The sequence below is a fragment of the Heliophilum fasciatum genome (assembly GCF_004341395.1).
Taxonomy (GTDB): Bacteria; Bacillota; Desulfitobacteriia; order Heliobacteriales; family Heliobacteriaceae; genus Heliophilum; species Heliophilum fasciatum.
The window spans coordinates 120,341-146,377 of record NZ_SLXT01000005.1 but is presented as its reverse complement, the minus strand read 5'-3'; the positions used below and the strand labels follow the sequence as shown (position 1 = coordinate 146,377).

The window sequence follows — 26,037 nt, the reverse complement described above, 5'->3', positions numbered from 1 at the left end:
TTGAAAAACTCCTGCCAACCTGCGCAAAACTTGGCGCCTTCTTCACTCCCATGGTATGATACTGCCATCACTACAGGGAGGAAGAAGAATACGTGATGGATCAATCTCCACTCACCGCCATCGTCGCCGCTCAAATCCGCGAGAACGGCGCGCTCCCCTTTCATGACTTTATGGAACAAGCCCTCTACCATCCTCAATATGGGTACTACACAACCAGCACCAACCCCATTGGCTTGCAAGGCGATTTCTTCACATCACCGGAAGTCGGTCCCGTCTTTGGCGAATTACTTGCCCGCCAGATTCATGACTTTTGGCAGCAAGCGGGTCAACCTCCGGTGTTTCATGTGATCGAATGCGGTCCCGGACGGGGCAGTTTGGCAGCATCCCTGTTGATGGGCATTGATGCGTTTCCGCAGTTGGCGCAAGCGGTGATCTACCACTTAATCGAAATCAGCCCACGCCTCAGGCAAGTCCAGCAATCCACATTAGCCAGTGTATCCAATTTTCGTGCCTATGAATCAGCGCAAACGGCCATCGGCGGCACTTATGGATGGTCCACCCTGGAAGAACTGCCGGGTCGCTTGACCGGTTGTGTGCTAACGAACGAGTTTTTCGATGCCTTGCCTTGTCACCGCTTGATCCTGCATGAGGGGCAACTGGCCGAGCTCTATGTAACCGATCAAGAAAGCCCCCCCGGCTTTGCCTGGCAACGGGGCCCCCTATCACGACCGGACCTGGCTGACTGGTATCAAAAACATTTGGTTGCCCAGCATGTCCAACTGGAAGAAGGACAAATCGCCGAGATCCACCCCGCCATGGAAGATTATCTTCATGCCTTTGATCGCATCTTGGCCCAAGGCTTTATCTTGACCATCGACTATGGCCATCCAGCGACCTTGCTCTACGGAGCTTCCCATTATCAAGGCACGCTGATGTGTTACCATCGCCATCGTGCCGACAGTGATCCTTTGACTTCCCTTGGACAAAAGGATATCACTGCGCATATCGACTTTACAGCACTGCAAACCCTTGGCCATGCGTTGGGATGGCAAAACCTTGGTTTAACTAATCAGATGTGGCTTTTGATCAACTTGCTTGAACCGGCCGACATGGCGGTCAAGCCGGACATGAATCTCGATGATTTTAACCGTCATCAGACACTGAAAAAAATCATCGCTCCCGGCGGTATGGGCGAAACATTCCGGGTACTCATCCAATCGAAAGGCCTCGCTCCCGCGCAGCTCAAAGGGTTAACGATCATGCCCCGATAATGGTCTACACATAAATACCAGGCGATCGGCCAAAGGATCGTCTGGTATTTTTAGGTTTAAAAATTATTTCTTTTTTAAGAACGATCCGATAGCCGATATCAACATGCTCTGTACGCCCGGCGTCTTGAGCAGTTCCCCCATTAACCCCGGCGTGATGAAAGAAGTGATTCCCGGTTTTTTCTTGCTGGCTTTCGGTGCTGCTTCATCGTCGTCACCGGCATCACCGCTTCCGCCCATCAGCAAGCTCGCCATATCGAGGATGCTGGAAAGATCAAACGATGACGAACTGTCACCGGTGGCTTCGGCGGCTTCATTGATATGCACGTTTTCTTCGGTGATTTGTGCTTCCTGTTCAATGACTTCCTGTTCAATCACTTCCTGCCGCGCTTCATGGCGAGGCCAAGAGCGCACCACCGGCACACGGCGATAGCGATTATAGGCCCAGGTGCCCTCTTTCGGCTTGATTCCCAGGTAACTTGCAGCACCGACCAAGGAATTCATCGCTTGATCGGCTTCCCGCAGCAAAACCTCAACTTTCTCTGCGTTCGTCTTTAAGCGATTGACTTCCGTCAACACTTGATCCAAATTCATGTTCTGCAGATTGCGATAGAGCATCTTGCCCAGTTCGGCCATCTTACCGCTTTTTTCGGGTTCCTCGTCTTCACGGAACAACAAGGAAGGTTCAAATTCTACGGCAGCTGCATCTGTTCCGGCTCCGACGAACCAATCCTGCTGTTGCGTTTCCCTATGTTGATCACTGGCCCGCTCTACGGATTTTTTCTTTTTTTTGGGGTGCGCTGGTTTAGCCTTGGTCAAAACAGCACTGCGCTTTTTGGTGCCGCCTGTTCCTGACTTCCCTTGAGCGCGCCGTTTCGATGACGATGACCATGCGGCCGTGCGCATACCTCTACACCTCCGGTCCCTCCGTCAAGATGATGACGGAACTGCTTTAGTGTATGCGCATCGCCCGGCTTCCGTTCCTCCTGAGCAATGAGAGCACCGTTGTTACGGCGCAACCTACAGGAGATCAGCCGCCAACTGGGCCAGCGGGGAACGCTCGCTTTTGGTCAATGTAACATGGCCGGCAATCCCTTGGGACTTAAACTTTTCGACCACATAGACTAACCCGTTATTCGTTTCATCCAAGTAGGGAGCATCAATTTGTTGGGGATCGCCCATCAACACAATCTTACTTCCTTCACCAACGCGGGAAACGATCGTTTTAATCTCGTGCTTCGATAAATTTTGGGCTTCATCGACAATAATAAATTGATGGGGGATGCTTCGCCCGCGAATGTAGCTTAAGGCTTCGACCTGCAATAATCCTCGCTCGCCCATCAAATCCCGTGCCAGATTGCGTTTGTTACCCATCAGGAATTCCAGATTGTCATAAACCGGCTGCATCCAAGGTCGTAGTTTGTCATCGAGCTCACCCGGTAAGGCACCGAGATCTTTGCCGATCGCTACGGTCGGTTTCGAAACCAAGATCTTGTGATACTGCTGCTGATCGCCGGCTTTATGCAACGCTACCGCCAGTGCCAAAAGCGTCTTGCCCGTACCGGCCTTGCCGCAAAGGGTCACCAAAGGAATCTGATCATCCATCAGCAATTGTAAGGCTAGTTTTTGTTGCAGATTGCGCGGCACAATTCCCCAAACCGGCGCCATCTCTTTCGGTAACAAACCGATCGCATCGACGGTCTGGTTAACCTGTACAATTGCCGAATGCGCCGTCCCGACTTTGCTTTTGAGCACTAAAAACTCATGGGGATACCATTCGGCATCGGCTAATTCGGTACCGTCGATGGCCAGTTCCCGTTCCCGGTACACCCCGTCAATCAGTGCCGGATGAACTTCAATCTGGCGATGGCCCATATACAAATGATCATAACCGATGACCTTATCCCGTTTGTAGCTTTGGGCGGCGATGCCCATCACATCAGCTTTGATCCGTACGATGGTATCGTTGGACACAATGATGACGGGATGATTACGCGGATTTTTGGCATCCCGTTCCGCTTGCAAGTTAAAAGCAACGGCAAGAATCCGATTATCATTCGTCGGTGTACGAAAAGCAACTGGAAAAGCCTCACCGGCCTCGCGATGGTTAAGCTCCACCCGCAGCACGCCACCTTGCGGTAACCCGACACCGGTATGCAGATGACCTTGTTCACGCAGGGAGTCCAACAGCCGGGTAGCCCCCCGGGCATTACGGCCAATTTCGTCTTGAAGATGCTTTTTACTGTCCAGTTCTTCAATCACAGCGGCAGGTATGACCACTTCATTTTCCTGAAAAGCAAAAATCGCTTGGGGGTCTTGTAAGAGGATATTCGTATCCAGAATATAAGTCTTTACTTTCGCTTGGTTACGCAATAGCAAATGCCTCCTCTTTTTTCCCAACGTTCTATGTATGGTGCATGACCAAGTTTATCGCTCCCCCTAGATCCCATCATGAAAATTGTTCGATTTTTTCGTTAATTTTTTGAACGGGCAAGAAAGGTCCCTTGCCCACCGCAAAGGACCTTTCTCAGCCAATGCAGGGTTCTACTCGTTGCAGACCCCATGATGCTGACGGCCACAGAAACTGGTACCCAAAATCGCAATGATAATGATCAAAATGGCCAATGCCACAATATCGTTACTAAAAAATTGATGACTCATTGTCGTTTCCTCCTTCCGAATTCCCTAACAGCAGCGATCTTCGAAAATCCCGGGGAAAAATGCAGCGATAACGATTAACGTGAGAATCAAGCCTACCACTTGTTGACGATTCGAAAAAACACCACAGTAGCCCATGCTGTGTCCCTCCCTAGCCTAGAGCATCTTTTTGATCTGTTCCAAGGCTTTTTGATCTTTTTCTGAGACTTTGTTCTTGCTCATAAGCTGGTCGATGAGCCCCCGCAACTGCTTGGCTTGTTGGGGAGAGACGTGCTTCGAAAACTGGCTGACCAAGTCAACAGCATTGCTTCGGTCATCATCGGTCAAACTTTCTTTTTGACGAAGTTTTTCAGTTATGCGACGAACTTGTTTTTCTTGTTCCGGATCGACCGAGATCGTCCCTTTTTTCTGATTCAGCAGTTGTTGGATGGCATCCTTGACGTTCTTTGCATCCATCGATCAAAGCCTCCTCTTATGAAATCGCCTTGCCTGACACATCTTATTAGCCAAGGGGCTAAGTGGTTACTCTCATCTTTAGTTTCTTTTACGAACCGGTCGGCCAATAGCGGTGGCCCAGATAAAAAATCATGATGAGAAAAAAGATATGGGAAATCCACCATCCTACTCGCAAAAACTCAAACAACGTTCCGTCGAGTCCGTTCCCCATCTTCCCTACCTCCCTGGGATCTGGCAACGCTGCCGGGATCATTCGGCCGAAGTTGCCTAGCGCCAACGTTAGCGCGGTCTTACCGTAAGCCTATGCAATCGAGAAAAGAAAAAGCCCCTTGTCAATCAAGACAAGAGGCTTGGTAGCTATGTTAAATTAATGATTGATCGACATCACTGAAAGTGCTTCGGCAGCGCGGGCCACTTCATCGGAAGCTTCTTCGATCTGCCGCGATGTGGTCGTCAAACTTTCAATTTCGGTGGCGATCAGTTTCACTTTTTCCTGATTGTTATCAGTCGACTTAATGATCTCACCGAAGTTGCGAACAACTTCTTGCGCTTCATCGGACGCCGATTGCATGGCCCGGCTGGTCTGGATCATCGCCTGGGAGACTTCCATGGTATGTTGCCGCGATACCCGAATCATCTCGGCAATTTCCTGAACCGACTGCTCCGAGAATCCGGCCAGTTTTTTGACTTCGTTAGCTACCACCGTAAATCCGCGGCCCGACTCGCCGGCCCGGGCAGCTTCGATGGCCGCATTCAGCGACAGGAGGTTCGTCTGGGTGGCAATTCCTTGAATCACACTGGCAATAGACTCAATTTTTTCGGAGCTGGCATCAAGGGCCTTGATCTTTTCTTGCATGCCTTGAATCAGTGTACTCAGGTTATTGATGGCATGGGCCGTTTGCTCAATGCGCTGTTCCCCTTGACCGGCCAGTTTATTGACTTCGACGGCAAAATGAGTGGCCTGCACTGCATTTTGGGCGATACGTTGCGCCGCCGAGGCCATTTCCGCCGCCGATGCCGCCGTTTCTTCAGCGGTGGCTGCCAGCGTCTGACTGGAATCATTGACGCGATCCTGCAGATTTTGCAACTCATTCATCGCCGATTCCACATTGGCTTTTTGATCCAATTCTTCTGAATACTCTTTGATATAGGATGCCAATGCTGCCTGTTGATCTAAATTGGTAATCCGGCGCAGTGCTGCGTTGATCTGCATGACTTTTGCTCGATCACGAATAGTGTCAAGAATTGGTAAAATCGCATTGAATAACGCCTGGTACGCAGCGATAAACCAATAAGGGGGCAATTTGATGCGGTTGTGGGCATGACCGATGCGCTCCCGCGACTGCATGTACGAATCATCTACATGCGTTACAAACAAGCTTCGCATATAACCGATAAACATTTTCCGTAACCGATCGACCGACGAATTCTCATCAATAAATCGTTTCATTTCCGGAATCGCTAACAGATTCTTATAGAAGTTATCGGCAACTTCCTCTAACCGCGGTTCGATGATCGGGCGCAATTCCATCAACAAAGCCAAATCTGCCGTTGTCAGGTTCAATAATTTTTGGGCGATCTGAGCTTCCCTGCTATGGAATTCGATCTTGTAGTTCCCCATTGAAGCAGGCTGCATTGCAGGCTTAGTGTCTTTGTTGCTGCTACCAAGTAAACCAAAGAACAAATTCCTTCCCTCCTTGCTTATCCCATTCTCTATTTATTATTATATCGAATATTGACGAACGAAGGAAGTCTATCCTTGCTTTTTCAGTAACTTGCATGAACCCTTTCCGGGAAGGAAAAAATAATCCCGCATGAAGGAGGCAATGAACAGATGGAATCTTCCAAAGGCTTAGTTACGTACCAACTCGATCGGGAAGCATTAGAGAAAATTCATCAGAAATACGGGCAACCCGGGGAAATCGCGCCCGGTGTCAAAGCACCGCGCAAGCGCACAACCAATCCAACCCAAGCTCCCGGAGCTCTGCCGATTTTAGAAAACGATTAATTCCTCCTGCCCTACCAATGATTTGGTAGGGTTCCCTTCTCTGTAGGGGAGGATTCTGTCACCATAAGGTCGAATACTTGGACCACCGTGCCTTACTTCAGAAACCTTGATAAGGAGGTTTTTTGTTGAACCAATCCCCTTTTTATTCAGTCGTTCGTTTATTTCCGCTGTTTTTCTTCTTAGCGGTCAACTATGCAACTTATTTGGCGATGTGTCGCTGGATCCCTTCATTTCGAGGAAAAAATCGCACTTTTTATTGGTTCCTGGCCGTCCTCGCTTGGGCACCTTTCCTGTATAGCTTAGCTTCCGGATTTCAGCGTACCGAACCTTGGTTACGCTGGCTCTATTATCCGGCTTTGGTTTGGAATCTTGGCCAGCTGATTTTTTTGCTTTTGATTCCTTTCGTTTTCTTGCTGATTCGTTGGCAGCAACCTTCCCAGCAAAAAGTGACCGAACCGCTTACGGCCCCTACGGCCCTGCCGGCATCGCTCCATCCGGAGCCCTTGCCCAACGATCATGTTCACAAGCCCGGTCATGTTACCCGTCGTGAATGGTTGCAACATACGATTAAAGCGGTACCGCTCGCTTCGCTGGCCCTGGCTACGGAGGGCGTCATCGGCGGCGATACACGTATTCGCACACCGGAATACACCTTGGCCTTGCCCGCTCTGCCGCGCGAACTCGATGGGCTCCGTATCGTTCACATTTCCGATCTGCATATTGGCACCTTTTTTCCACTTCATCGTTTGGATTTTGCCTTTGATCTCATCGCAGATCGCCAGCCCGATCTTCTGGCAATCACTGGTGATTTAATCGATGATCTAACTCTTTTACCGGAAACGGTCCGTCGTTTCGAGCAATTCACTCTACCGTTAGGCATTCATTACTGCTTAGGTAATCACGAACACTTTCGCAATCCCACGCTGGTTCGTGAATCCATTCGTCCCAGTCGCATCAACCTTCTTGATAATTCCTGTTCTTCCATTGCGAATGGGGCTCTGGAGATTGTCGGCGTTGACTATCCAATGCGCACCAATGGCGACTCGTCGGCAGAAGTGCGCAAGCGGTACTTGCAACAAGCGCTGGAAGGTGCCTCTCCCGATACCTTCAAGCTCCTTTTGACTCATCACCCTAATGGATTCATGGAAGCTCAACAATCGGGCATCCCATTGACCCTGGCCGGTCATACCCATGGTGGGCAAGCCGGCGTCGGTGACCGTTCGCTCTTTGCTTTTGCTTATCCCTATATGCGCGGTTGGTACGAAGAAAAAGGGCATCATCTCTTTGTGCACAGCGGATTGGGGCACTGGTTTCCTTTTCGCCTGGGCTGTGCTGCAGAAATCGTTACGATTGTCTTGCGCTCTGCCAAAGCCTAATCCTGTTCTTATATTCAGGCAACCATTTTATTCCTCTTGTCTTTCGTCACAAGCCCGTTTATAATGTAATTCCGCAAGAGTATGGCGGATAGTCGCAGTTGTGTTAACAGTTGAGGAAATTCGAGACACGCCCGTCGCGTAAGTGACGGAGTATGGTGCCTGGTGCAAGCCAGGGCAGGGTAACCTGACGACGGCCAACGTCTCTGTTCGCAGAGGCCAGTAGCCATAAAGTGCCACAGAAACGATGTCTTCCGGTGACGGAAGAGTGCAAGGGTAAACTCCACTAGCGTGCAACCCAAATAGGCGGCTTTGCCGCGGGTAGGGGCACCTGTGTAAGCAGGAAGGAATTATCATTCCTTAGACAAATGACTATCGCCCGGTTTGCCGGGAACAGAATCTCGATTACAGCCACACTCTTGCTCAAAAATAACCGAAGGCAATTCCTTCGGTTATTTTTATCGATACTCTTGACGAAAGGCCTATATTTCGTATAATATATTAAATGTCTTCGGGGCGTAGCTCAGCTTGGTAGAGCGCTACCTTGGGGTGGTAGAGGCCGCACGTTCAAGTCGTGTCGCTCCGACCATATGGAGGGGTTCCCGAGTGGCTAAAGGGAGCAGACTGTAAATCTGCCGGCTCTGCCTTCGTTGGTTCGAATCCGACCCCCTCCACCATCTTTTAACTGATAAACCCGCACCACCCTGTGGTGTGGGTTTTCTGCTTATTCCCAACCTTCTACTTCTCCAACCAAAAAGTAAAGACCGGAGCATGCAGTGCCTCCGGTCCTAACCCTCTCTCTATTCTCCATCTCTCTAATTATTCTCACGCTGACTTTTGTCGCGTGGATTCAGTTGTCACTGGGAGCATCCCTTACCCGTGGCAGTCGTCCTTCCCCCTTGGGATGTTCGCCGACACATCGGCATTTGTACGTGGCTGCCATCACGGTATTTATGGTCTGCAGTTCACCTCTTAATGGGATTTCCTCCTCTCCCTTACCGCTCCGCTCATTTTTGCTTATTTTTTTTCATCGTATCCGGCTATCCCTCTCCTGCTTTGGCAGGGTTCCGCTCGGGACAGGCAGACCGTTTTCGTTTGATGTTGATTCGTCCCCCTAGTTGCGAACGCTCTTGCATCTTCCGTCCTCTTTTCTGTCGAAAAGAACCATCCATCGCCTTCGCTGCTCGCCAACAATGGTTGTCTTTATGCCTTCCTCAGTTGCAACCGGTTGACGCTCTTCCGCAGTCAGGCAGCGGCCAACTGCCAGGCGATGCTCAGAATATACAAAAGCATTTCCGCTCATCGAGGGCAAGTCAACACCGCTTTACGACCCCCAATGGCACCGCCTCCTTCACTCACAATCTTATAACATATATTCTCTATCGTGGGCTTTTTTCCTTCTTTTGGCATTTATTAATTTGGGGTTTTTATCCTGATTCAAGCAGGGAGGTATCATCATGCATGTCTATGCCTTAGTCGGTAGCAGCGGTACCGGCAAAAGTCATCGCGCCGTTCGCCTCGCTTATGAACTCCATTGCAGCATCATCATCGATGACGGCCTGATCATCGAAGAAAATCGGATTCTCACAGGTACTTCGGCCAAAAAAGCACCTTCTCGTCTTGGCGCCATTCGTACCGCTTTATTTCAAGATGATCTGCATCAGCAGCAATGCCAAGAAGCGATCCGCCAAGCCAATCCCTCGGGGATTCTGATTCTGGGCACATCGGACGGCATGGTTAACCGCATTGCTGAACGCTTAGGACTGCCAGCGCCAGAGAAAATCATTCAAATTGAAGACATCGCCTCCGATGCTGAGATTCGCAAGGCCCGTTACAATCGTTCTCAGCGCGGTCGCCATGTAGTTCCGGCTCCGGCCCTGGAAGTGAAAAAAACCTGGCGCGGTGCTTTGATCGATCCGATTCGCATTCTCTTCCGTAAAAAGGGCCATGAGCGTAAAACCTGGACCGAGCAATCGGTTGTCCGCCCTACCTTTACTTCCTTAGGCAATCTCTCCATCTCTACACCAGCGATTATCGCGGCCGTTACCCATCAGTTGCAAGGTATGGCCGGTGTTCACGGGATTGATGACGTCGAAGTGGATCATCTCGATGAAGGCATGTCTCTCGATGTAAAAATTCATGCAGAATATGGCATCGCTTTGCATCATTTGGGCCATTCCATTCAGCAAGCGTTGCGTCAAGTCTTTGATGAATCGATTGGCGTACCCGTTGCTGCTGTTAATGTCACATTCACTAAACTTCATCTAAGTGATCGCTAACGTTTATGCACCACAAAAAAGCCTGCTCGCACAATGCGAGCAGGCTTTTTACCTATTGTCTATGGTTTACTTATGCCGGATAGGTCACACACTTGCCGTTTTCCGTACCTTCTTTAGCCAAGGTAAAGTCCACTTGGGTTTTTTTCGCCAAACGTTCTTCCAGGAAGCCCAAGGCAATGTTGGGGAAAATGGCGTAGGTTACGACGTCTTCTTCCTTTTGCATCACTGCAGCTACGGCGTTACGGGCTTCTTGCATGGCAGGTTCGATCACATCGGCTGGCCGGCAGGTGATCACTTCATCGTCACCGATGATCTTTTTACGGATCTCTTCATTAACAAAGCCGGGCGGCTTGCCATAGAAGCCCCGCATGTATTGCTTCACTTCGTTGGTGGCGATCTTATAGCGCTCACCGACCAGCACGTTGAGTGCCGCTTGGGCGCCGACGATTTGGCTGGAAGGCGTAACGAGCGGCGGATAGCCAAAGTCTTCACGGACACGAGGCACCTCAGCCAGCACTTCCGGCAGCTTATCAAGGGCGTTTTGCTGCGCCAACTGCGAGAGGAAGTTGGAGATCATGCCGCCGGGCACTTGATAGACAAGGACGTTCGTGTCCGGTGTGCCGGAGGTTAAATCGAACTGGGCATATTCTTTACGCACATCGGCATAGTAGTCGGCGATCTCTTTCAGTTTCACCTGACTGAGACCGGTTTCATAGTAGCGGCCTTGCGGATCTGTTAACCCTTCCAGGGCAGCCACCATCGTCTCTACGGCCGGTTGCGAGGTCGACATGGAAAGGCTGGAGATGGCAGTATCAACGACATCGGCACCGGCTTCAATCGCTTTTAAGTACATCATGGCCCCCATACCGGATGTATAGTGGGTATGAACTTGGATCATGATGTCCATCTCATTTTTAATGCCACGAATAACTTCAGCCACATCAGCAGGTTTGGCGATACCGGCCATATCTTTGATACAGATCGAGTCGGCACCGCGCTTTTGCACTTCTTTGGCCATATCAACGAAGTACTTGACGTTGTGTACGGGGCTGGTCGTGAAGCAAAGAACAGCTTGGTTATGGCCGCCGTACTTTTTCACGTACTCAAAGGATTTTTCCATGTTGCGGATATCATTCAGTGCATCGAAAACACGGAAGATATTCATACCGCCTTGGCAAGCATACTTGATAAAGGCTTCCAGGACGTCATCAGGGTAGTGCTTATAACCAACACAGTTCTGTCCACGGAGTAACATCTGCAACGGTGTTTTGCAGTGTTTTTTGATCTCCCAGAGGCGTTCCCATGGATCTTCACCCAAGAAGCGCATGGTTGTATCAAAAGTAGCCCCGCCCCAGACTTCCAGCGAATGATAGCCAATGGCATCGATCTTTTCAATGATCGGCAAGATATGCTCGATCTTCATCCGCGTGGCTAACAGCGACTGGTGTGCGTCCCGGCACGTTGTATCGGTAAACTTGATGACTCTTTTCTCCATGGTCGACCCCTTTCTGCTCTTGGGTTGCGTTGCCTTTTTAGCCAATGACAATCAAAACCTCTCCGGCATTGACGGTTTGACCCTTTTTGACACGAACTTCTTTGACAGTGCCGCTCTTATCGGCTTTCAGTTCGTTTTCCATTTTCATCGCTTCCAAGATCACCACATTGTCTCCGGCGTTGACCGATTGACCTACCTCAACTTTGACATCGAGGATCGTTCCGGGCATGGGCGCCGTAATACCGGCGCCACCGGCTGCCGGGGCGGCCGCTCTCGGTGCAGCAGCAGGAGCTACTGCCTTCGTCGGTTTCGCTACAGGCGCGGATTTGGGTGTCGGGCGGGATGCAACGATCGGCGCTGCAACGATCGGTGCTGCAACGGTTTCGCCTTCACCTGGAATTTCTTCTACTTCTACATAGAACATTTGATTATCAACACGGACCTTAAACCGTTTCATGAAGATTTCCCCCTCGTTCGCCGGCTTCTTGGCTTCAATCTGCCGGGCAATATCCTCAACCGGATCTTCCGGGGTTGATTGCCCCAGAAGTTCAGCTCGTCCATAGGATTTCCAACTGCTACGGCCCGACCACGACAAGCGTCGTGTGCTTGGACCGATCACACTTCCCGCCGCCAGTCGACCCGAGCGACGCTCGAACATCTGCACCAGTTGATAACCATGGGCACAAATGATGGCGGCGACTACGGCTTGTTGCCGGCGTTTTTGATAATTGATCACCATGTTCCTTTGGCAACCCCTTTCCAGCGCAGGTCCATCCTGCAGGAGCTTAGACCGGAATGTTTCCGTTTTTCTTGCGGGGACGGCTTTCCCGTTTGTTCGCCAGCGCATCTAAGGTGGCGATCAAGCGTGCACGGGTTTCCCGCGGATCGAGGATATCTTCGACGTAGCCACGGGCACAAGCGATAAAAGGATTGGAAACTTCGGTCCGGTAGCGTTCTACCATTTCCTTACGCTTTTCAATTGGGTTTTCGGCTGTTTCGATCTCTTTGCGATAGATGATGTTGGCTGCACCATCGGGACCCATAACGGCGATTTCCGCGGTCGGCCAGGCAAAAGCAGCGTCACATCCCAGGGGCTTACCGCACATGGCCAGATAAGCGCCACCGTAGGCCTTGCGCAGGATGATCGTGATCTTCGGTACCGTTGCTTCCGAATAAGCAAAGAGCATTTTCGCGCCATGGCGAATGATGCCGCCGTACTCTTGATTGGTGCCTGGGAGGAAGCCCGGTACATCTTCAAAGGTAAGTAAGGGGATATTGAAAGCATTGCAGAAGCGTACAAAGCGCGCCATTTTATCGGAAACATCGATATCCAAGCAACCGGCCAAGACTTTGGGTTGGTTGGCCAGGATACCGACGGTTTTACCATTGAGGCGGGCCAGTGCCGTAATGCCGTTTTGTGCCCAAAGGGGTTGGATCTCGAAGAACGAACCGCCGTCAACGATGCGTTCGATCACGTCGCGCACATCATAGCCTTGGTTAGCATTATCAGGAATGATGCTCATCAATTCTTCCGGATCATAAGCAGGATCAGCGGGAGCAACAACGGGCGGATCTTCCATGTTGTTGGAAGGCAGGTAAGACACCAGTTGACGGATCTGGGCAAAGCAATCCAATTCGCTGTCGGCCATAAAGTGAGCTACACCGGATTTGGAGTTGTGCGTCATAGCACCGCCCAGTTCTTCTGGTGATACTTCTTCGCCGGTAACTGCTTTGATGACTTGGGGACCGGTGATAAACATGCGCGATACGCCGTTGACCATGAAGATAAAGTCGGTCAGCGCAGGAGAATAAACAGCACCGCCGGCACAAGGTCCGAGAATCGCCGAAATCTGCGGAATGACACCGGAAGAGAGCGTATTGCGATAGAAAATGTTACCGTAGCCTTCCAGTGCATCGACACCTTGTTGGATCCGTGCTCCGCCGGAATCGTTGAGACCGATAACCGGCGCACCGTTTTTCAGTCCCAGATCCATGACTTTGCAGATCTTATCGGCATGGGCTTTGGAAAGAGAACCACCGGAAACGGTGAAATCTTGTGCGTATATATATACTAAACGGCCGTCGATCATCCCTTGACCAACGACGACACCTTCGCCGGGATTTTCAAGGTTTTCTAAGTTGGATTCACCGGTAAATACTTGCATTTCGATGAATGAACCGGGATCGACGAGCGCTTCGATCCGTTCACGGGCCGTCATTTTGCCGGACTCATGTTGTTTGGCAATCCGTTTGTCGCCGCCACCATTGAGGATTTTTGCGCGGTACTTTTCTAACTGAGCTAAGCGTTCTTCCATGCTCAAGGGAAGATCCCCCCCTATCTTGTTGACCGGGGCGCTTACGTAGCGCCCCGATATGCGTTATGCTGAAATTTTACTCCGAATCACGTTGGCAAAGTTCAAGCAGGACACCATGGGTCCCCTTGGGATGAAGGAAAGCGATATCGGCACCGCCGGCGCCACGACGTGGTTTTTTATCGATCAGGCGAACGCCGGCTGCTTCCAACTCGGCTAATTTGCCCGGCAGGTCTTCCACACGAAATGCGATGTGCTGCACACCTTCGCCGTTTTTCTCGATAAACTTCGCTACCGGGCCTTCCGGATCGGTCGATTCCAAGAGTTCGATCTCCGAATCACCACAGGGCAAAAAAGCGACTTTCACTTTTTGATCAGGCACTTCTTCAATCGAAGTACATTTGATGCCGATCACTTTTTCGTAAAACTCGATGACCGTAGCCAGATCCTTGACAGCGATGCCGATGTGATCAACGCGTTTGGTCGGAATCATCGTTCTTGACCCCCATAAATGCGATCTTCGATGTACTTGATGACATCTTTCGTCGATGTACCGGGCGTGAAGACTTCGGCAATTCCTGCTTCTTTCAACGGAGTGATATCGTCGTCAGGAATGACACCGCCACCGATCAGCAACACATCGTCCAGGCCTGCCGCTTTCAGCGCTTGCGCGGTGGAAGGGAACAGGTGGGAGTGAGCCCCCGACAATGAGCTTAAACAAACAACTTGCGCGTCTTCTTGCAAGGCCACTTCAGCGATTTGTTCCGGCGTTTGGCGTAAGCCGGTATAAATAACTTCCATCCCTGCATCGCGCAATGCCTGAGCAATGACCTTGGCACCACGGTCATGACCGTCCAGACCGGGCTTCGCAACGACTACACGAATCGGTTTCTTTTCCATGGGCTCCCCTCCTCCTCTTAGAATACGATATTTTGTTTATATTCACCGAATTCTTCGCGCAGGACACCGCAGATCTCACCGAGCGAAGCATAGAGGCGAACTGCATCGATAATGGCGGGCATGAGGTTTTCGTCGGTGCGGGCAACTTGGCGGATATGCTCTAACGCAGCTTGAACGGCAGCGTTGTCGCGGCCTTCTTTGACCTTTTTCAGTTTTTCGCATTGCGCAATGCCCAGCGCCGGATCGACTTTCAGCAAGCCTTTTGGTGGCTCTTCCTGAATCTTGAACTTGTTGACGCCGATAACCACATTGTCGCCCGATTCAACACCTTGCTGATATTGATAGGCGCTCGTTTGAATTTCCCGTTGCATAAATTCAATCGCTTTTAATGCGCCACCAAGAGCATCGATTTTATCGAGATATTCTTGCGCTTTCGCTTCCAATTGATCGGTCAGCGACTCCACATAGTAGGAACCGCCGAGGGGATCAACCACATCGGCTGCACCGATCTCATGAGCGATGACTTGCTGCGTACGCAGCGCGATCAAGACGGAGTGCTCGTTGGGCAAGGCCAGCGCTTCGTCACGGGAGTTGGTGTGCAGCGATTGGGTACCGCCAAGAGCGGCCATCAACGCCTGATAAGCAACACGAACGATGTTGACATCGGGTTGTTGCGCCGTTAAGGTACAACCGGCTGTTTGCGTATGGAAGCGCAACATCATCGATTTTTCCTTTTTCGCGCCAAAGCGTTCCTTCATGATCTTCGCCCAGAGGCGACGGGCCGCACGGAACTTGGCAATTTCTTCGAAGAAGTTCAAGTGCGCGTTAAAGAAGAAGGAAAGCCGTGAGGCAAAGACATCGACATCTAAGCCGGCATCGATGGCTGCCTGCACATAGGCAATACCGTCAGCCAAGGTAAAGGCGATTTCTTGGGCTGCCGTGGAGCCTGCTTCACGGATGTGATACCCCGAAATGGAGATTGTGTTCCACTTCGGTACATGCTGCGAGCAATACTCAAAGATGTTCGTGATCAAGCGCATCGACGGTTCGGGCGGATAGATATAAGTTCCCCGCGCAATGTATTCTTTGAGAATATCATTTTGAATCGTCCCTGCGATTTGATCGACCGGAACACCTTGTTTTTCTGCTACGACTATGTACATAGCCAGCAGAACCGCCGCAGGTGCGTTGATGGTCATTGAGGTGGAGACTTTACCGAGGGGAATTTGATCGAAGAGCACTTCCATATCGGCCAGTGTATCGATGGCGACACCGACTTTACCGACTTCGCCTTGAGACAGCGGATGATCGGAGTCATAACCGATCTGGGTGGGTAAGTCGAATGCACAAGAAAGGCCGGTTTGCCCTTGTTGCATCAGGTAACGAAAACGCTCGTTCGTTTGTTCAGCCGTACCAAAACCGGCATACATCCGCATGGTCCAAAAACGACCGCGGTACATATTGGGTTGAGGTCCCCGCGTATACGGATACTGTCCGGGAAGACCCAGTTTTTCTTCGTAATTAAATTCGCCCAGATTATCAGGCGTATATACGGTTTCCAGCTCAATGCCCGAATCCGTAGCGAAATGAGCTTTGCGCTCAGGCGCTTTGGCCAGAACTTTGCCCAGTGTGCCTGCTTTCCATTGCTCTTTGGCCTCGGTGACTTTTTTTACTTTTTCGGAATCAAACACGGAAGTTAATGCCTCCCTTCAAGGTTAAGAGACTGGGTGGTGCGATGGCGCCACCTGCCGGTGCCCTGGCCAACATTGCCTGAGAGTTACCGGCCTGTCCGTTGCATGGTCTTTACCTTCATCGGAACAGGATCATGCTTGCTTGGCAGTAAACCTTCGCCTTACGCAAGCAGTTCTTGGATAATTTGTGCGACTTCGTAGGGGAAGATGGCGATCCGTGCACCGGCTGCTTCCAAAGCTTGGATCTTGCCTTCGTAAGTACCTTTACCGCGTTCAATGATGGCGCCGGCGTGGCCCATACGTTTTCCAGGAGGTGCGCTTTTACCGGCGAGGTAAGCCACGACAGGCTTCGACATGGTTTTGATGTATTCGGCAGCTTCTTCTTCAGCATTGCCGCCGATTTCACCGACGAGGACAACCGCTTTGGTTTCGGGATCAGCTTCAAACAGTTTCAGCATATCGACAAAAGTCGATCCGGGAACGCGGTCGCCACCGAGACCAACGACACTCGTTTGGCCAATGCCGACATTCGTCAAGGAACCGACGATTTCGTAGGTCAAGGTGCCAGAGCGGGCAACGATACCGACAGGTCCTGGCGAAAAGGCGACATTCGGCAGGATCCCCAGTTTACACTTCCAGGAAGCCATCCCAAAGGTGTTGGGACCGATGATGGTCGCCCCTTTCAGCTTAGCCCGATTGACAATGATCAATTCATCGACAACGGGAATGTGTTCCGTGATGATCACAATTACTTTGATGCCGGCTTCAATCGCTTCCAGCGCGGCGTCTTTGCAGAATGCTGCAGGAATGAACAGTACGGAAGCGTCAATTTGATGATTTTCACAAGCTTCAAAAACGGACTCATAGAGGGGCACGCCTTCATGGACGCCGCCGCCTTTTCCAGGTGCCACACCGGCTACAACTTGGGTGCCAAAGGCTTGCATTTGCTTCAAGTGAAAAGTACCTTGTTTACCGGTGATCCCTTGGATCAGGACTTTCGATTCGCTGTTAACAAGAATGGCCATGGTTATGCTACCCCCCCGACTTTGGAAAGCTCAACTGCTTTTTGTGCAGCCTCTTTCATCTCCCGATAGGCATCGATGCCAACTTCACGCAGAATTTGAACGCCCGCTTCTTCGTTGGTGCCGACCATGCGGACAACGACGGGAACGGGAATGCCGATATTCTTTTTCACATAGGCCAGTGCGTTGGCCACATCATCGCAGCGGGTAATGCCGCCAAAGATGTTGATGAAGATCACTTTCGGCTTTTGCTCGAGCAAAATACCGATGGCTTTCGCCGTACCTTCCACGCCGGTACCGCCGCCGGCATCCATGAAGTTCGCCGGCGAGCCGCCAAACAATTGGATCATGTCGAGGGTGCCCATGGTGATACCGGCACCGTTGGCCATGATGGCAATATCGCCGCCCAGCTCAACGAAAGAACCAACGCCGGCCGCTTGGGCCAATTTTTCGATTTCTGTTTTGTCTTCGTCAACGATGGTCAATTCTTTGTGACGGAACAGCGCGCTGTCGTCAATCGTCACTTTGGCATCAGCAGCGATCACTTGATCACCGGAGAGTACCAGGGGGTTGATTTCAACGAGTTCAGCATCCCGTTCGATCATGATCTTGTACATTTTTTGTACGATGTCGGCGTATGCTTTAGCTTGCGCACCTTTTAAGCCAATGCGGCGAGCCAGGTCTTTGGCCAGGTACGGCTGAAGACCGAGGAACACATCGAGGTGAACCTTGACGATATCTTCTTCGGCTTGTTCTTCGATGTCCATGCCACCTTTGGCCGACGTGATCAACACGGGCGCTTTGGCTGCGCCGTCGATGGTGATCGCTACATACAATTCATGCTCGATGCGCAGTTTTTCTTCCACGAGCAAGCATTTGACTTGATGGCCTTGGACGGTCATGGCCAGGATTTCTTCCGCTGCCGTACGGGCACCTGCCGGTGTATCACTGAATTTGATGCCGCCGCCTTTGCCGCGTTTGCCGGAAAGAACTTGCGACTTGATGACGACGGATTTGCCGATTTCAGCTGCAACTTGCTCAGCAGCTTCCGGTGTGGTGACCATACGGCCTTGGGGAACGGGAATCCCATAGTCGGCAAAGATCTCTTTTCCCATATACTCGAAGCACTTCACGTTATAGATCTGCCCCTCTCTTAATATGATCTGTGGATTTATGTTATCCCATCTCAGGTGCTCGTCATTCATTTGGATATGGTGATATAACAGCAACGCTCTTACATTCGCTGCTGTTATTGTTCCTGAGCGGCAACATACATGATGTATTATGTATTATTCCAGACAAGCATGTTGACCTAGTTGGGCAGAAGGCCCAACTAGGTCATTTTTTTCCTCGGCAGTAGCCCAGGGGGTTACGCCCGTAATGCTCGGTTGATCCAGCGCTTTACCGTCTGCCGACCCATATCAGCGATAGAAGTCGTCAGCGGAATTTCTTTCGGACATACTCGAACACAGTTTTGCGCATTGCCGCAATCTGTGATTCCACCGTCGCCCATTACCGCATCTAAGCGGTCTTCTTTTTGCATCTCACCGGTCGGGTGAGCGTTAAAAAGGCGGACTTGGGAAATCGCTGCCGGTCCGATAAAGGGTGCTTTTTCATTGTAATTCGGACAAGCTTCAGCGCAGCAACCGCAAGTCATGCAACGCGAAAGCGGGTAGGCCCATTCTTGGTCACGGGCTGCCATGCGCGGGCCAGGGCCCAGGTCATAGGTCCCGTCAATGTTGACCCAAGCCTTCACTTTTTTTAAGCTCTCAAACATGCGGTTGCGGTTGACCTGCAAGTCGCGAATCAACGTGAATTTCGATAAGGGCTCCAAGGTGATCGGTTTGGCCAGTTGGTCAACCAGCGCCGAACAAGCTTGGCGCGGCGTTCCGTTGATTACCATCGTACAAGCACCGCAAACTTCTTCCAGGCAGTTGCATTCAAAAACAACTGGTGTTGTTTTTTGACCGCTGGCGGTAACGGGATTCTTTTGAATATCCATCAAAATCGCCGTTACGTTTAAGTTTTTGCGGTAGTTAATATCGAATTCTTCCCAACGGGCCGCCCCTTGCGGTCCGTCTTGACGTTTAATGCGTACACGAATTTTTTCCGCCATGATTATCAGCTCGCCCCCTTGTCCACATCATAACGGCGAGGACGCGGTTTAATCAAGGATACGTCCACGTCTTCATATTCGAAGCTCGGGCCTTCCGTAGTCCATTTCGCTTTGGTCGTCTTCAAGAATTTTTCATCATTCCGTTCAGGGAACTCCGGTTTGTAGTGGGCACCACGGCTTTCATCACGCTTCAATGCACCGATGGTGATCACCCGGGCCAGTTCCAGCATGTTCCACAGATGACGGGTAAAGATGGCCGACTGGTTGGCTGTACGTCCCGTATCGGGCAAGCCGATATTTTTGTAACGAGCCATCAGCTCTTGGATCTTTTCATCGGTTTCTTTGAGGTTCTTGTTGATCCGGATGATCGTCACATGCTGCAACATCATGTCGCCCAGCTCTTTATGCAGCGCATAGGGGTTTTCTGTACCTTTGGTGAGCCCATAGATGTCTTCCATCTTCTGCTGTTGTACTTTCAGTTCCCGGTCAAAGACCGACTGGGCTACATCCATCGAAGATTTCTTCTGATTCTTGGCATACTTCATCACCGCAGGGCCAGAAACCATACCGCCATAGATGGCCGAGAGCAAGGAGTTCGCACCAAGACGGTTGGCACCGTGGTACTGATACTCAGCTTCCCCGGAAGCAAACAAGCCTGGGATATTGGTCATGCCGCTGTAATCCGTCCAAAGGCCACCCATCGTGTAGTGCATGGCCGGGAAAATACGCATGGGCACTTTGCGCGGATCTTCGCCGACAAATTTTTCGTAAATCTCAATGATACCGCCGAGCTTACGATTCAATGTTTTGGCGTCAATGTGCGAAAGGTCCAGATAAACGACCGGTTGGCCGTCAACGCCGAGTTTCATATCATAACAAACTTTGTAGATCGCCCGGGTCGCTACGTCACGGGGCACCAAGTTGCCATAGGCCGGATACCATTCTTCCAGGAAGTACCAAGGCTTGCCATCCTTATACGTCCAAACCCGTCCACCTTCACCGCGAGCCGATTCCGACATCAAACGGAGTTTGTCTTCACCGGGAATCGCTGTGGGGTGTACTTGGATCATTTCGCCATTGGCATAGTAAACACCTTGTTGATAAACGGCGCTATGCGAAGTTCCTGTGTTAATTGTTGAGTTCGTAGAGCGGCCAAAGATCATACCGATACCGCCGGTAGCCAAAATCACTGCTTCACCACGGAACGCTTTGATCTCCATGGTGGCCATGTTTTGGGCCGTAATCCCGCGGCAGATGCCTTCGTTGTCTAACACAGCCGAAAGGAAGTCCCAGTTTTCATACTTGGTCACTTGGCCCAGTGCTTCATAACGACGAACTTGTTCGTCCAGCGCATAGAGCAGCTGTTGCCCCGTCGTCGCACCGGCAAAGGCCGTACGGGAATGCTTGGTACCGCCAAAACGACGGAAATCCAACAGGCCTTCCGGTGTCCGGTTAAACATAACACCCATCCGGTCCATCATATAGATGATGCCCGGTGCAGCATCACACATTTGTTTAACGAGCGGTTGGTTCGCCAGGAAGTCACCGCCGTAAATCGTGTCATCAAAGTGAATATCGGGCGAATCGCCTTCCCCTTTGGTGTTAACTGCACCGTTGATCCCGCCTTGCGCGCAAACCGAGTGCGAACGCTTTACCGACACAAGGGAAAAAAGGTCGACTTTACCGCCGGCTTCACAGATTTTAATGGTCGCCATCAGGCCTGCTAAGCCACCGCCAACCACTATGATACGTGTTTCCATGTCATCCCACCTCATGTGTCATTACTGCATCAACGCGAAAAGTGCTCCGATTCCTCCTACGGAGAACAGGGCCAGAAGGGCCATACATACGGTGAAAGCAGCTTGTTGTGCTTTGGGTCCAATCGTGATTCCCCAAGCGATGAGGAAGCTCCAGATACCGTTACAAAAGTGAAAAGCCGCAGCCAAGAAACCGATCACATACGCCACCAACGCCACCGGGTTCGCTGCCAGGTAATCGCCTAACTGCGTGAAATAGCTTCCACCAGTCCCCCAGAAATTCATGGCTTTCAGCGAACCTACGTGCCAAACTACGAAAATCACTGTTAGAATAGCCGTTATGCGCTGTAAATAGAACATCCAGTTGCGAAAATAGGTGTACCGCAGGGCATTATTTTTCGCAACATAAACAATCCAAAGACCATAGATCGCATGGAAAGCGATGGGGATGAATATCAACGCCATCTCCAGGAAAGTCTTAAAGGGTAGATGATGAAGAAAACTTGTCCAGGCTGACCAGATGTTCTGGCTGACCATAGCCATGGAGTTCATCAACGTATGCTCCGCAAAAAACAAACCGATTGGGATGATCCCCAGCAAAGAATGCAGTTTGCGGATCAGAAAATGATTTTTGTCCGACATTCCGTTGCTCCTTTCCGCTTCCAATAATTTAGTAGTACCCTATTATGCTCATTCACAGAACCAAATATAGTAACCAGATAAACCTACCCTTGCTAGGTGCACGAGTGTTCATAAGGTCTCCCGTAGCATCGGCAACAGCCCCTGCGCATGTAATTACTATCTCAAACCCCCTTTCAGCATAGACTTCTCATCCGCCCAATCACTTGCTTTCGGATTGTGCGCACAATGTACAAGCATCTTCGAGACGTAGTGTAGCACGCATTCTGAAAACGAGTCAACCAGCCAAATTCGGCGTCCAGACCATTTTAACCGTATGAATAGTAAATTAGAAAGCGGGATCTCCCTGATTGGCATCTATGCGATAGTGATTAAAGTAACAACATGAGACGAGTTACCAAAGAGTCGACACTGTCCTTATTCTCGCGTAAACACCTAGAAAAAAACAAAGGGCATTAAACATTATAAAGATGGTCTCCGCATCAGTCAACCTTTCCGCCTATTGTTTCAATTATAGTTCTGGTAACTACAATCTTTTACTAAAGCGAGGTATGAAATGGCTACATCGATCGCCTGTGCCGTAATCGGTTGCGGCCCTGCCGGTGCCTCGGCAGCCCTTAATCTTAAGATCCGCAACATCCCTTTTGTTCTTTTTGATCCAGGACAATCCTATCGCTGGCGCACGGCTGAACGAATTGACAATTATCTCGGGTTGCCTGCTTGTTCCGGTGAAGATTTCCTCCGGGCGATCAAAGCTCACCTCGATCAGATGTCGATTGCCATCATGCCTTCCCGGATCTCGGCAATTCAGTACGATGATGATCATTTTTTTCAAGTTATTGCCGGTCAAGAGACATGGCAATGTAAAAGTATGATTCTGGCCACAGGCGTGACGATGGCCAAAGAACTGCCCGGGGAAAGCGACTTGCTTGGTCGCGGTGTTTCGTACTGTGCCACTTGTGACGGGCCGCTGTATCGCCATAAGGTGGTTGCTGTCATCGATACAACCGGTGGTGACGGTATGGAGGAAGTGTATTATTTATCCGGCATTGCACAAACTGTCTATTACCTGCCGGTCAAATCAATACCATCGCCAGCTACGCTCACCGCGCTCACCGCCCGCGCAGCCAACATCAAGGTCTTGCAGGGTGTGCCCAAAGCAATTCACGGTGACGAAGTCGTGCGTTCTCTGGAATTGGACAACACCACACAAGCCCTGGACGGTGTTTTTATTTTGCGTCCTACTCAACGGGCCGAACAACTCTTACCAGGACTCGCTACAACCGAAGGTGCGATCACCGTTGATGCATTGATGCGTACCAACTTGCCCGGTGTCTTTGCTGCCGGCGACTGCACCGGCAAGCCTTACCAATTTGCCCGCGCCGTCGGTCAAGGAGCCATCGCCGGTTTATCCGTGGCCAGTTACTTGTCGAACTAAGTCAACGTACGTCCGATACACGTAGCGAGATAATATTTGGCAAGGGAGTGATGCAATCGTTATAAGGAAGGTTTCAGGGGAAAAGGCATCGTTCCCGGGCATGTTTTCTAATTAGGCGAGGAGGAATGCTCTATGTGGACACAAAACTACGATCCCATGGGTAATATCTTGTTGTCTGCTGTCATTGCCGCCGCTCCCGTGTTGTACTTGTTTTGGGCTCTGGCAATCCAGAAAATGAAAGGGTACATTGCCGGACTCACCACGACGGTGTTAGCCATTGTTGTCGCCATTTTTGCTTACGGTATGCCTGCCAACCTGGCCATCTCCTCTACGCTCCAAGGTGCTCTCTATGGTCTCTTTCCAATCTGCTGGATCGTCATCACTGCCGTTTTTCTTTACAATGTCACTGTCAAAACAGGTCAATTCGAGGTCATTAAAGACTCCATTGCTTCGATTACCGATGACCGCCGTTTACAAGCATTACTGATCGGCTTTTCCTTCGGTGCCTTTCTCGAAGGCGCCGCCGGATTTGGTACGCCCGTGGCCATCACGGCGGGGATGCTGGTGGGTCTCGGCTTTAATCCCCTCTATGCTGCCGGTATTTGCTTAATCGCCAACACCGCCCCCGTTGCCTTCGGCGGTATCGGCATTCCGATCATCGTTGCCGGTCAGGTGTCGGGCATCGACGATTTCACGATTTCGCAGATGGTCGGTCGCCAGTTACCCTTCCTCTCGGTATTTGTTCCCTTCTGGCTGGTGGCGATCATGTCCGGCTGGAAAGGTGTGCTCGAAGTTTGGCCGGCAGCTCTTGTTTCCGGCGCCACCTTTGCCATCACCCAGTGGTGGTCATCGAACTACCTCGGCCCGATGCTGCCTGACATTATTTCCTCCCTTGTTTCGATCATTTTCTTGGTATTCTTCTTAAAAGTTTGGAAGCCGAAGAATATCTTTCGCTTTGCCGACGAGCCACCGGCAACCTTTAAAACCAGCGGCAAACTGACTTTCAAAAAAGTGCTGAAGGCCTGGAGCCCCTTTATCATCTTGACCTTACTTGTCGGTGACTGGGGTATGAAAGCCGTCAAAACGGTATTGGATACGGTGAGTTTGAAATTCGCCTTTCCCGTGATCCACAATGGCGTCCTTAACCCGGCTACAGGGCAACCGATTGCGGCTGTCTATACCTTTAATTGGCTTTCCGCTGCCGGCACGGCGATTTTGCTGGCTGCGTTGATCACTATTTTCATCACCCGCATGAAAGTGGGCGACGCTGTCTCGCTCTTTGGACGGACTTTATCGACATTGATCTTTCCGATCATTACCATCGCTTCTGTGCTTGGCTATGCTTATATCGGCAATGCCTCAGGCATGACCCAAACGATGGGCTTGGCACTGGCGCAAAGCGGCGCTCTCTTCCCGCTGTTCTCACCGATTCTTGGTTGGCTTGGTGTCTTTATTACCGGCTCTGACACATCAGCCAACGCCGTCTTTGGTAAGCTTCAATCCGTATCAGCCGACAGCATCGGTGTAAACCCGGTACTTACCGTCGCCGCCAACTCGTCCGGTGGTGTAACCGGTAAAATGATCTCGCCGCAATCAATTGCCGTTGCTTGTGCATCAACGGGATTGGTTGGGAAGGAATCGGATATGTTTCGCTTCACCATCGGTCACTCGCTTTTCTTCCTGGTCTTGATCTGTATCATCACCTATCTGCAAGCGACCGTTTTTGCTTGGATGATTCCGCCGCTTACCCGAGCCGCCACAGCTACTACTGCCGATATCGCTCAACTGATGAATTCCGGTTGGACCATTCTCGGTATCACTTTGGCCCTCGTTTTGGTGTTGGCGATTGCCGTCAGCGGCAAGGTAGAGACAGAAGAAGGCACTGCCCCCTCCTCTCGTTAACCGCTAAGCCTTATAAAGTACGGGGTGCCCCCTTGCTTGAACGGAAAAGCAAGGGGGTTTTTACTTGATCAACGGCGCTGAATCCGGTAGTATGAACATAGAAATACCCATCCCAGGTATCAAATCATCGATTGTAAGGAGGCTCAATATTGATGTCCCGCTTTCCCGCTTTCCCATCGCATCGTTGGATGCTTGCCCTGTTACTCTGTCTTTCCCTTTTACTGACTGCTTGCTCTTCCCCTGAAAAGGCTCCCTCATCCTCATCGGGCGCCACTACAGTGGTCTCTTTGATCGGCCGGACCGCACCTTCCTTTACCCTGCCCGATAACGACGGCAAAATCGTTACCTTGGACCAACTCAAGGGCAAACCGGTCGTGCTGAACTTCTGGGCCAGTTGGTGCCCGCCGTGCCGAATGGAAATGCCTGACCTCAATCAATTTTCACAGGATTACCAAGCGCAAGTGCATGTGCTGGGCATCAATGCTACCTTTAATGATGACAAAGACAAGGCCAAAAAATATATCGCTTCAGAAGGCCTTTTATTCCCCATCGTTTTTGATGAAAGCACCATCAGCCCTGCGGCCAAGGCCTATGGCGTGACGGCCTTCCCGACGACTGTTTTTATCGATGCCAATGGCGTTGTTCGCGACGTTCTCGTCGGCGCTGCCGGTAGCCAAGATGATTTTATCCAACGGGTACAACCTTTGCTCAAATAAAGCCTAT

General features: G+C 50.9%; 23 protein-coding genes, 2 tRNA genes and 1 other RNA gene. 10 read left to right on the top strand and 16 right to left on the bottom strand.

The window, feature by feature from the left end:
- Positions 1-95: 95 nt before the first annotated feature.
- A complete protein-coding gene (locus EDD73_RS04100; protein WP_243116789.1) occupies positions 96-1,271 on the top strand; it encodes a class I SAM-dependent methyltransferase in 1,176 nt (391 codons plus the stop codon).
- 63 nt (positions 1,272-1,334) lie between these two features.
- Here the strand turns inward: EDD73_RS04100 and EDD73_RS04095 are convergent, their stop codons facing one another.
- From EDD73_RS04095 to EDD73_RS04080, 5 genes are all read right to left on the bottom strand, one after another.
- Positions 1,335-2,174, bottom strand: coding sequence for a hypothetical protein (locus tag EDD73_RS04095; RefSeq protein WP_131918502.1), 840 nt, complete (start codon positions 2,172-2,174; stop codon positions 1,335-1,337).
- A 114-nt stretch (positions 2,175-2,288) separates the two neighbouring features.
- Entirely contained in the window at positions 2,289-3,641 is a 1,353-nt protein-coding gene (locus EDD73_RS04090; protein ID WP_131918501.1) for a PhoH family protein, read from the bottom strand.
- Positions 3,642-4,082: 441 nt separating this feature from the next.
- Positions 4,083-4,382, bottom strand: a complete 300-nt coding sequence (locus EDD73_RS04085; protein ID WP_131918500.1) for a hypothetical protein — start codon at positions 4,380-4,382, stop codon at positions 4,083-4,085.
- An 88-nt stretch (positions 4,383-4,470) separates the two neighbouring features.
- Complete coding sequence (locus EDD73_RS15425; RefSeq protein ID WP_264672907.1) at positions 4,471-4,593, bottom strand: hypothetical protein; 123 nt, start codon at positions 4,591-4,593, stop codon at positions 4,471-4,473.
- 156 nt (positions 4,594-4,749) lie between these two features.
- Positions 4,750-6,066: a globin-coupled sensor protein gene (locus EDD73_RS04080; RefSeq protein ID WP_131918499.1), complete on the bottom strand. Its 1,317-nt coding sequence runs from the start codon at positions 6,064-6,066 to the stop codon at positions 4,750-4,752.
- Positions 6,067-6,216: 150 nt separating this feature from the next.
- Here EDD73_RS04080 and EDD73_RS14790 point away from each other — a divergent pair, with 150 nt between their 5' ends.
- The 6 genes from EDD73_RS14790 to EDD73_RS04055 all read left to right on the top strand — a co-directional run bounded on the left by EDD73_RS14790 (position 6,217) and on the right by EDD73_RS04055 (position 10,042).
- A complete protein-coding gene (locus EDD73_RS14790; RefSeq protein ID WP_165876311.1) occupies positions 6,217-6,390 on the top strand; it encodes a hypothetical protein in 174 nt (57 codons plus the stop codon).
- Positions 6,391-6,515: 125 nt separating this feature from the next.
- A complete protein-coding gene (locus EDD73_RS04075) occupies positions 6,516-7,766 on the top strand; it encodes a metallophosphoesterase (RefSeq protein WP_131918498.1) in 1,251 nt (416 codons plus the stop codon).
- A gap of 80 nt (positions 7,767-7,846) precedes the next feature.
- Positions 7,847-8,176, top strand: an RNA gene (rnpB, locus tag EDD73_RS04070) — RNase P RNA component class B.
- Positions 8,177-8,275: 99 nt separating this feature from the next.
- Positions 8,276-8,352: transfer RNA gene (locus EDD73_RS04065), tRNA-Pro, on the top strand.
- Positions 8,353-8,355: 3 nt separating this feature from the next.
- Positions 8,356-8,440, top strand: a tRNA-Tyr gene (locus EDD73_RS04060).
- 780 nt (positions 8,441-9,220) lie between these two features.
- Positions 9,221-10,042, top strand: a complete 822-nt coding sequence (locus tag EDD73_RS04055; protein WP_131918497.1) for an Asp23/Gls24 family envelope stress response protein — start codon at positions 9,221-9,223, stop codon at positions 10,040-10,042.
- Between the two features lie 70 nt (positions 10,043-10,112).
- Here the strand turns inward: EDD73_RS04055 and EDD73_RS04050 are convergent, their stop codons facing one another.
- From EDD73_RS04050 to EDD73_RS04000, 11 genes are all read right to left on the bottom strand, one after another.
- Positions 10,113-11,537 (bottom strand): pyruvate carboxylase subunit B, encoded by a 1,425-nt coding sequence (locus EDD73_RS04050; RefSeq protein ID WP_131918496.1) that lies wholly within the window; start codon positions 11,535-11,537, stop codon positions 10,113-10,115.
- Positions 11,538-11,574: 37 nt separating this feature from the next.
- Positions 11,575-11,994 carry a biotin/lipoyl-containing protein gene (locus EDD73_RS15575; RefSeq protein ID WP_131918551.1) on the bottom strand — a complete coding sequence of 140 codons (420 nt, stop codon included), beginning with the start codon at positions 11,992-11,994 and terminating at the stop codon, positions 11,575-11,577.
- Positions 11,995-12,322: 328 nt separating this feature from the next.
- Positions 12,323-13,858 (bottom strand): acyl-CoA carboxylase subunit beta, encoded by a 1,536-nt coding sequence (locus tag EDD73_RS04040; protein WP_131918495.1) that lies wholly within the window; start codon positions 13,856-13,858, stop codon positions 12,323-12,325.
- Between the two features lie 70 nt (positions 13,859-13,928).
- Complete coding sequence (gene mce / locus EDD73_RS04035; protein ID WP_207668803.1) at positions 13,929-14,342, bottom strand: methylmalonyl-CoA epimerase; 414 nt, start codon at positions 14,340-14,342, stop codon at positions 13,929-13,931.
- Positions 14,339-14,749 carry a cobalamin B12-binding domain-containing protein gene (locus tag EDD73_RS04030; protein WP_131918494.1) on the bottom strand — a complete coding sequence of 137 codons (411 nt, stop codon included), beginning with the start codon at positions 14,747-14,749 and terminating at the stop codon, positions 14,339-14,341. Before EDD73_RS04030 ends, mce begins: the two co-directional genes overlap by 4 nt.
- Positions 14,750-14,766: 17 nt before the next feature.
- A complete protein-coding gene (locus EDD73_RS04025; protein ID WP_131918493.1) occupies positions 14,767-16,440 on the bottom strand; it encodes an acyl-CoA mutase large subunit family protein in 1,674 nt (557 codons plus the stop codon).
- Between the two features lie 161 nt (positions 16,441-16,601).
- The gene (sucD, locus tag EDD73_RS04020; protein ID WP_131918492.1) at positions 16,602-17,465 is read right to left on the bottom strand and encodes a succinate--CoA ligase subunit alpha; all 864 of its coding nucleotides are present in this window, start codon (positions 17,463-17,465) and stop codon (positions 16,602-16,604) included.
- 2 nt (positions 17,466-17,467) lie between these two features.
- A complete protein-coding gene (gene sucC, locus EDD73_RS04015) occupies positions 17,468-18,595 on the bottom strand; it encodes an ADP-forming succinate--CoA ligase subunit beta (protein ID WP_131918491.1) in 1,128 nt (375 codons plus the stop codon).
- A 236-nt stretch (positions 18,596-18,831) separates the two neighbouring features.
- Positions 18,832-19,578 (bottom strand): succinate dehydrogenase iron-sulfur subunit, encoded by a 747-nt coding sequence (gene sdhB, locus EDD73_RS04010; protein WP_131918490.1) that lies wholly within the window; start codon positions 19,576-19,578, stop codon positions 18,832-18,834.
- 5 nt (positions 19,579-19,583) lie between these two features.
- On the bottom strand, positions 19,584-21,338 hold the full coding sequence (sdhA, locus tag EDD73_RS04005) for a succinate dehydrogenase flavoprotein subunit (RefSeq protein ID WP_131918489.1): 1,755 nt from the start codon (positions 21,336-21,338) through the stop codon (positions 19,584-19,586).
- Positions 21,339-21,359: 21 nt separating this feature from the next.
- On the bottom strand, positions 21,360-21,977 hold the full coding sequence (locus EDD73_RS04000) for a succinate dehydrogenase/fumarate reductase transmembrane subunit (RefSeq protein WP_131918488.1): 618 nt from the start codon (positions 21,975-21,977) through the stop codon (positions 21,360-21,362).
- Between the two features lie 553 nt (positions 21,978-22,530).
- On the opposite strand from EDD73_RS04000, the gene EDD73_RS03995 reads away from it, so the two are divergent.
- From EDD73_RS03995 to EDD73_RS03985, 3 genes are all read left to right on the top strand, one after another.
- Positions 22,531-23,412, top strand: a complete 882-nt coding sequence (locus tag EDD73_RS03995; protein ID WP_131918487.1) for an NAD(P)/FAD-dependent oxidoreductase — start codon at positions 22,531-22,533, stop codon at positions 23,410-23,412.
- A gap of 132 nt (positions 23,413-23,544) precedes the next feature.
- On the top strand, positions 23,545-25,314 hold the full coding sequence (locus EDD73_RS03990) for an L-lactate permease (protein WP_131918486.1): 1,770 nt from the start codon (positions 23,545-23,547) through the stop codon (positions 25,312-25,314).
- A gap of 278 nt (positions 25,315-25,592) precedes the next feature.
- Complete coding sequence (locus EDD73_RS03985) at positions 25,593-26,030, top strand: TlpA family protein disulfide reductase (RefSeq protein WP_165876310.1); 438 nt, start codon at positions 25,593-25,595, stop codon at positions 26,028-26,030.
- Positions 26,031-26,037: the final 7 nt, after the last annotated feature.

Excerpts from the sequence above, each read along its gene's own strand:
- EDD73_RS04100 (WP_243116789.1), top strand. The coding sequence starts at position 96 with ATGGATCAATCTCCACTCACCGCCATCGTCGCCGCTCAAATCCGCGAG.
- EDD73_RS04095 (WP_131918502.1), bottom strand. The coding sequence starts at position 2,174 with ATGCGCACGGCCGCATGGTCATCGTCATCGAAACGGCGCGCTCAAGGG.
- EDD73_RS04085 (WP_131918500.1), bottom strand. The coding sequence starts at position 4,382 with ATGGATGCAAAGAACGTCAAGGATGCCATCCAACAACTGCTGAATCAG.
- EDD73_RS15425 (WP_264672907.1), bottom strand. The coding sequence starts at position 4,593 with ATGGGGAACGGACTCGACGGAACGTTGTTTGAGTTTTTGCGAGTAGGA.
- EDD73_RS14790 (WP_165876311.1), top strand. The coding sequence starts at position 6,217 with ATGGAATCTTCCAAAGGCTTAGTTACGTACCAACTCGATCGGGAAGCA.
- EDD73_RS04055 (WP_131918497.1), top strand. The coding sequence starts at position 9,221 with ATGCATGTCTATGCCTTAGTCGGTAGCAGCGGTACCGGCAAAAGTCAT.
- EDD73_RS04050 (WP_131918496.1), bottom strand. The coding sequence starts at position 11,537 with ATGGAGAAAAGAGTCATCAAGTTTACCGATACAACGTGCCGGGACGCA.
- EDD73_RS15575 (WP_131918551.1), bottom strand. The coding sequence starts at position 11,994 with ATGAAACGGTTTAAGGTCCGTGTTGATAATCAAATGTTCTATGTAGAA.
- mce (WP_207668803.1), bottom strand. The coding sequence starts at position 14,342 with ATGATTCCGACCAAACGCGTTGATCACATCGGCATCGCTGTCAAGGAT.
- EDD73_RS04030 (WP_131918494.1), bottom strand. The coding sequence starts at position 14,749 with ATGGAAAAGAAACCGATTCGTGTAGTCGTTGCGAAGCCCGGTCTGGAC.
- sucD (WP_131918492.1), bottom strand. The coding sequence starts at position 17,465 with ATGGCCATTCTTGTTAACAGCGAATCGAAAGTCCTGATCCAAGGGATC.
- sdhB (WP_131918490.1), bottom strand. The coding sequence starts at position 19,578 with ATGGCGGAAAAAATTCGTGTACGCATTAAACGTCAAGACGGACCGCAA.
- sdhA (WP_131918489.1), bottom strand. The coding sequence starts at position 21,338 with ATGGAAACACGTATCATAGTGGTTGGCGGTGGCTTAGCAGGCCTGATG.
- EDD73_RS04000 (WP_131918488.1), bottom strand. The coding sequence starts at position 21,977 with ATGTCGGACAAAAATCATTTTCTGATCCGCAAACTGCATTCTTTGCTG.
- EDD73_RS03995 (WP_131918487.1), top strand. The coding sequence starts at position 22,531 with ATGGCTACATCGATCGCCTGTGCCGTAATCGGTTGCGGCCCTGCCGGT.
- EDD73_RS03990 (WP_131918486.1), top strand. The coding sequence starts at position 23,545 with ATGTGGACACAAAACTACGATCCCATGGGTAATATCTTGTTGTCTGCT.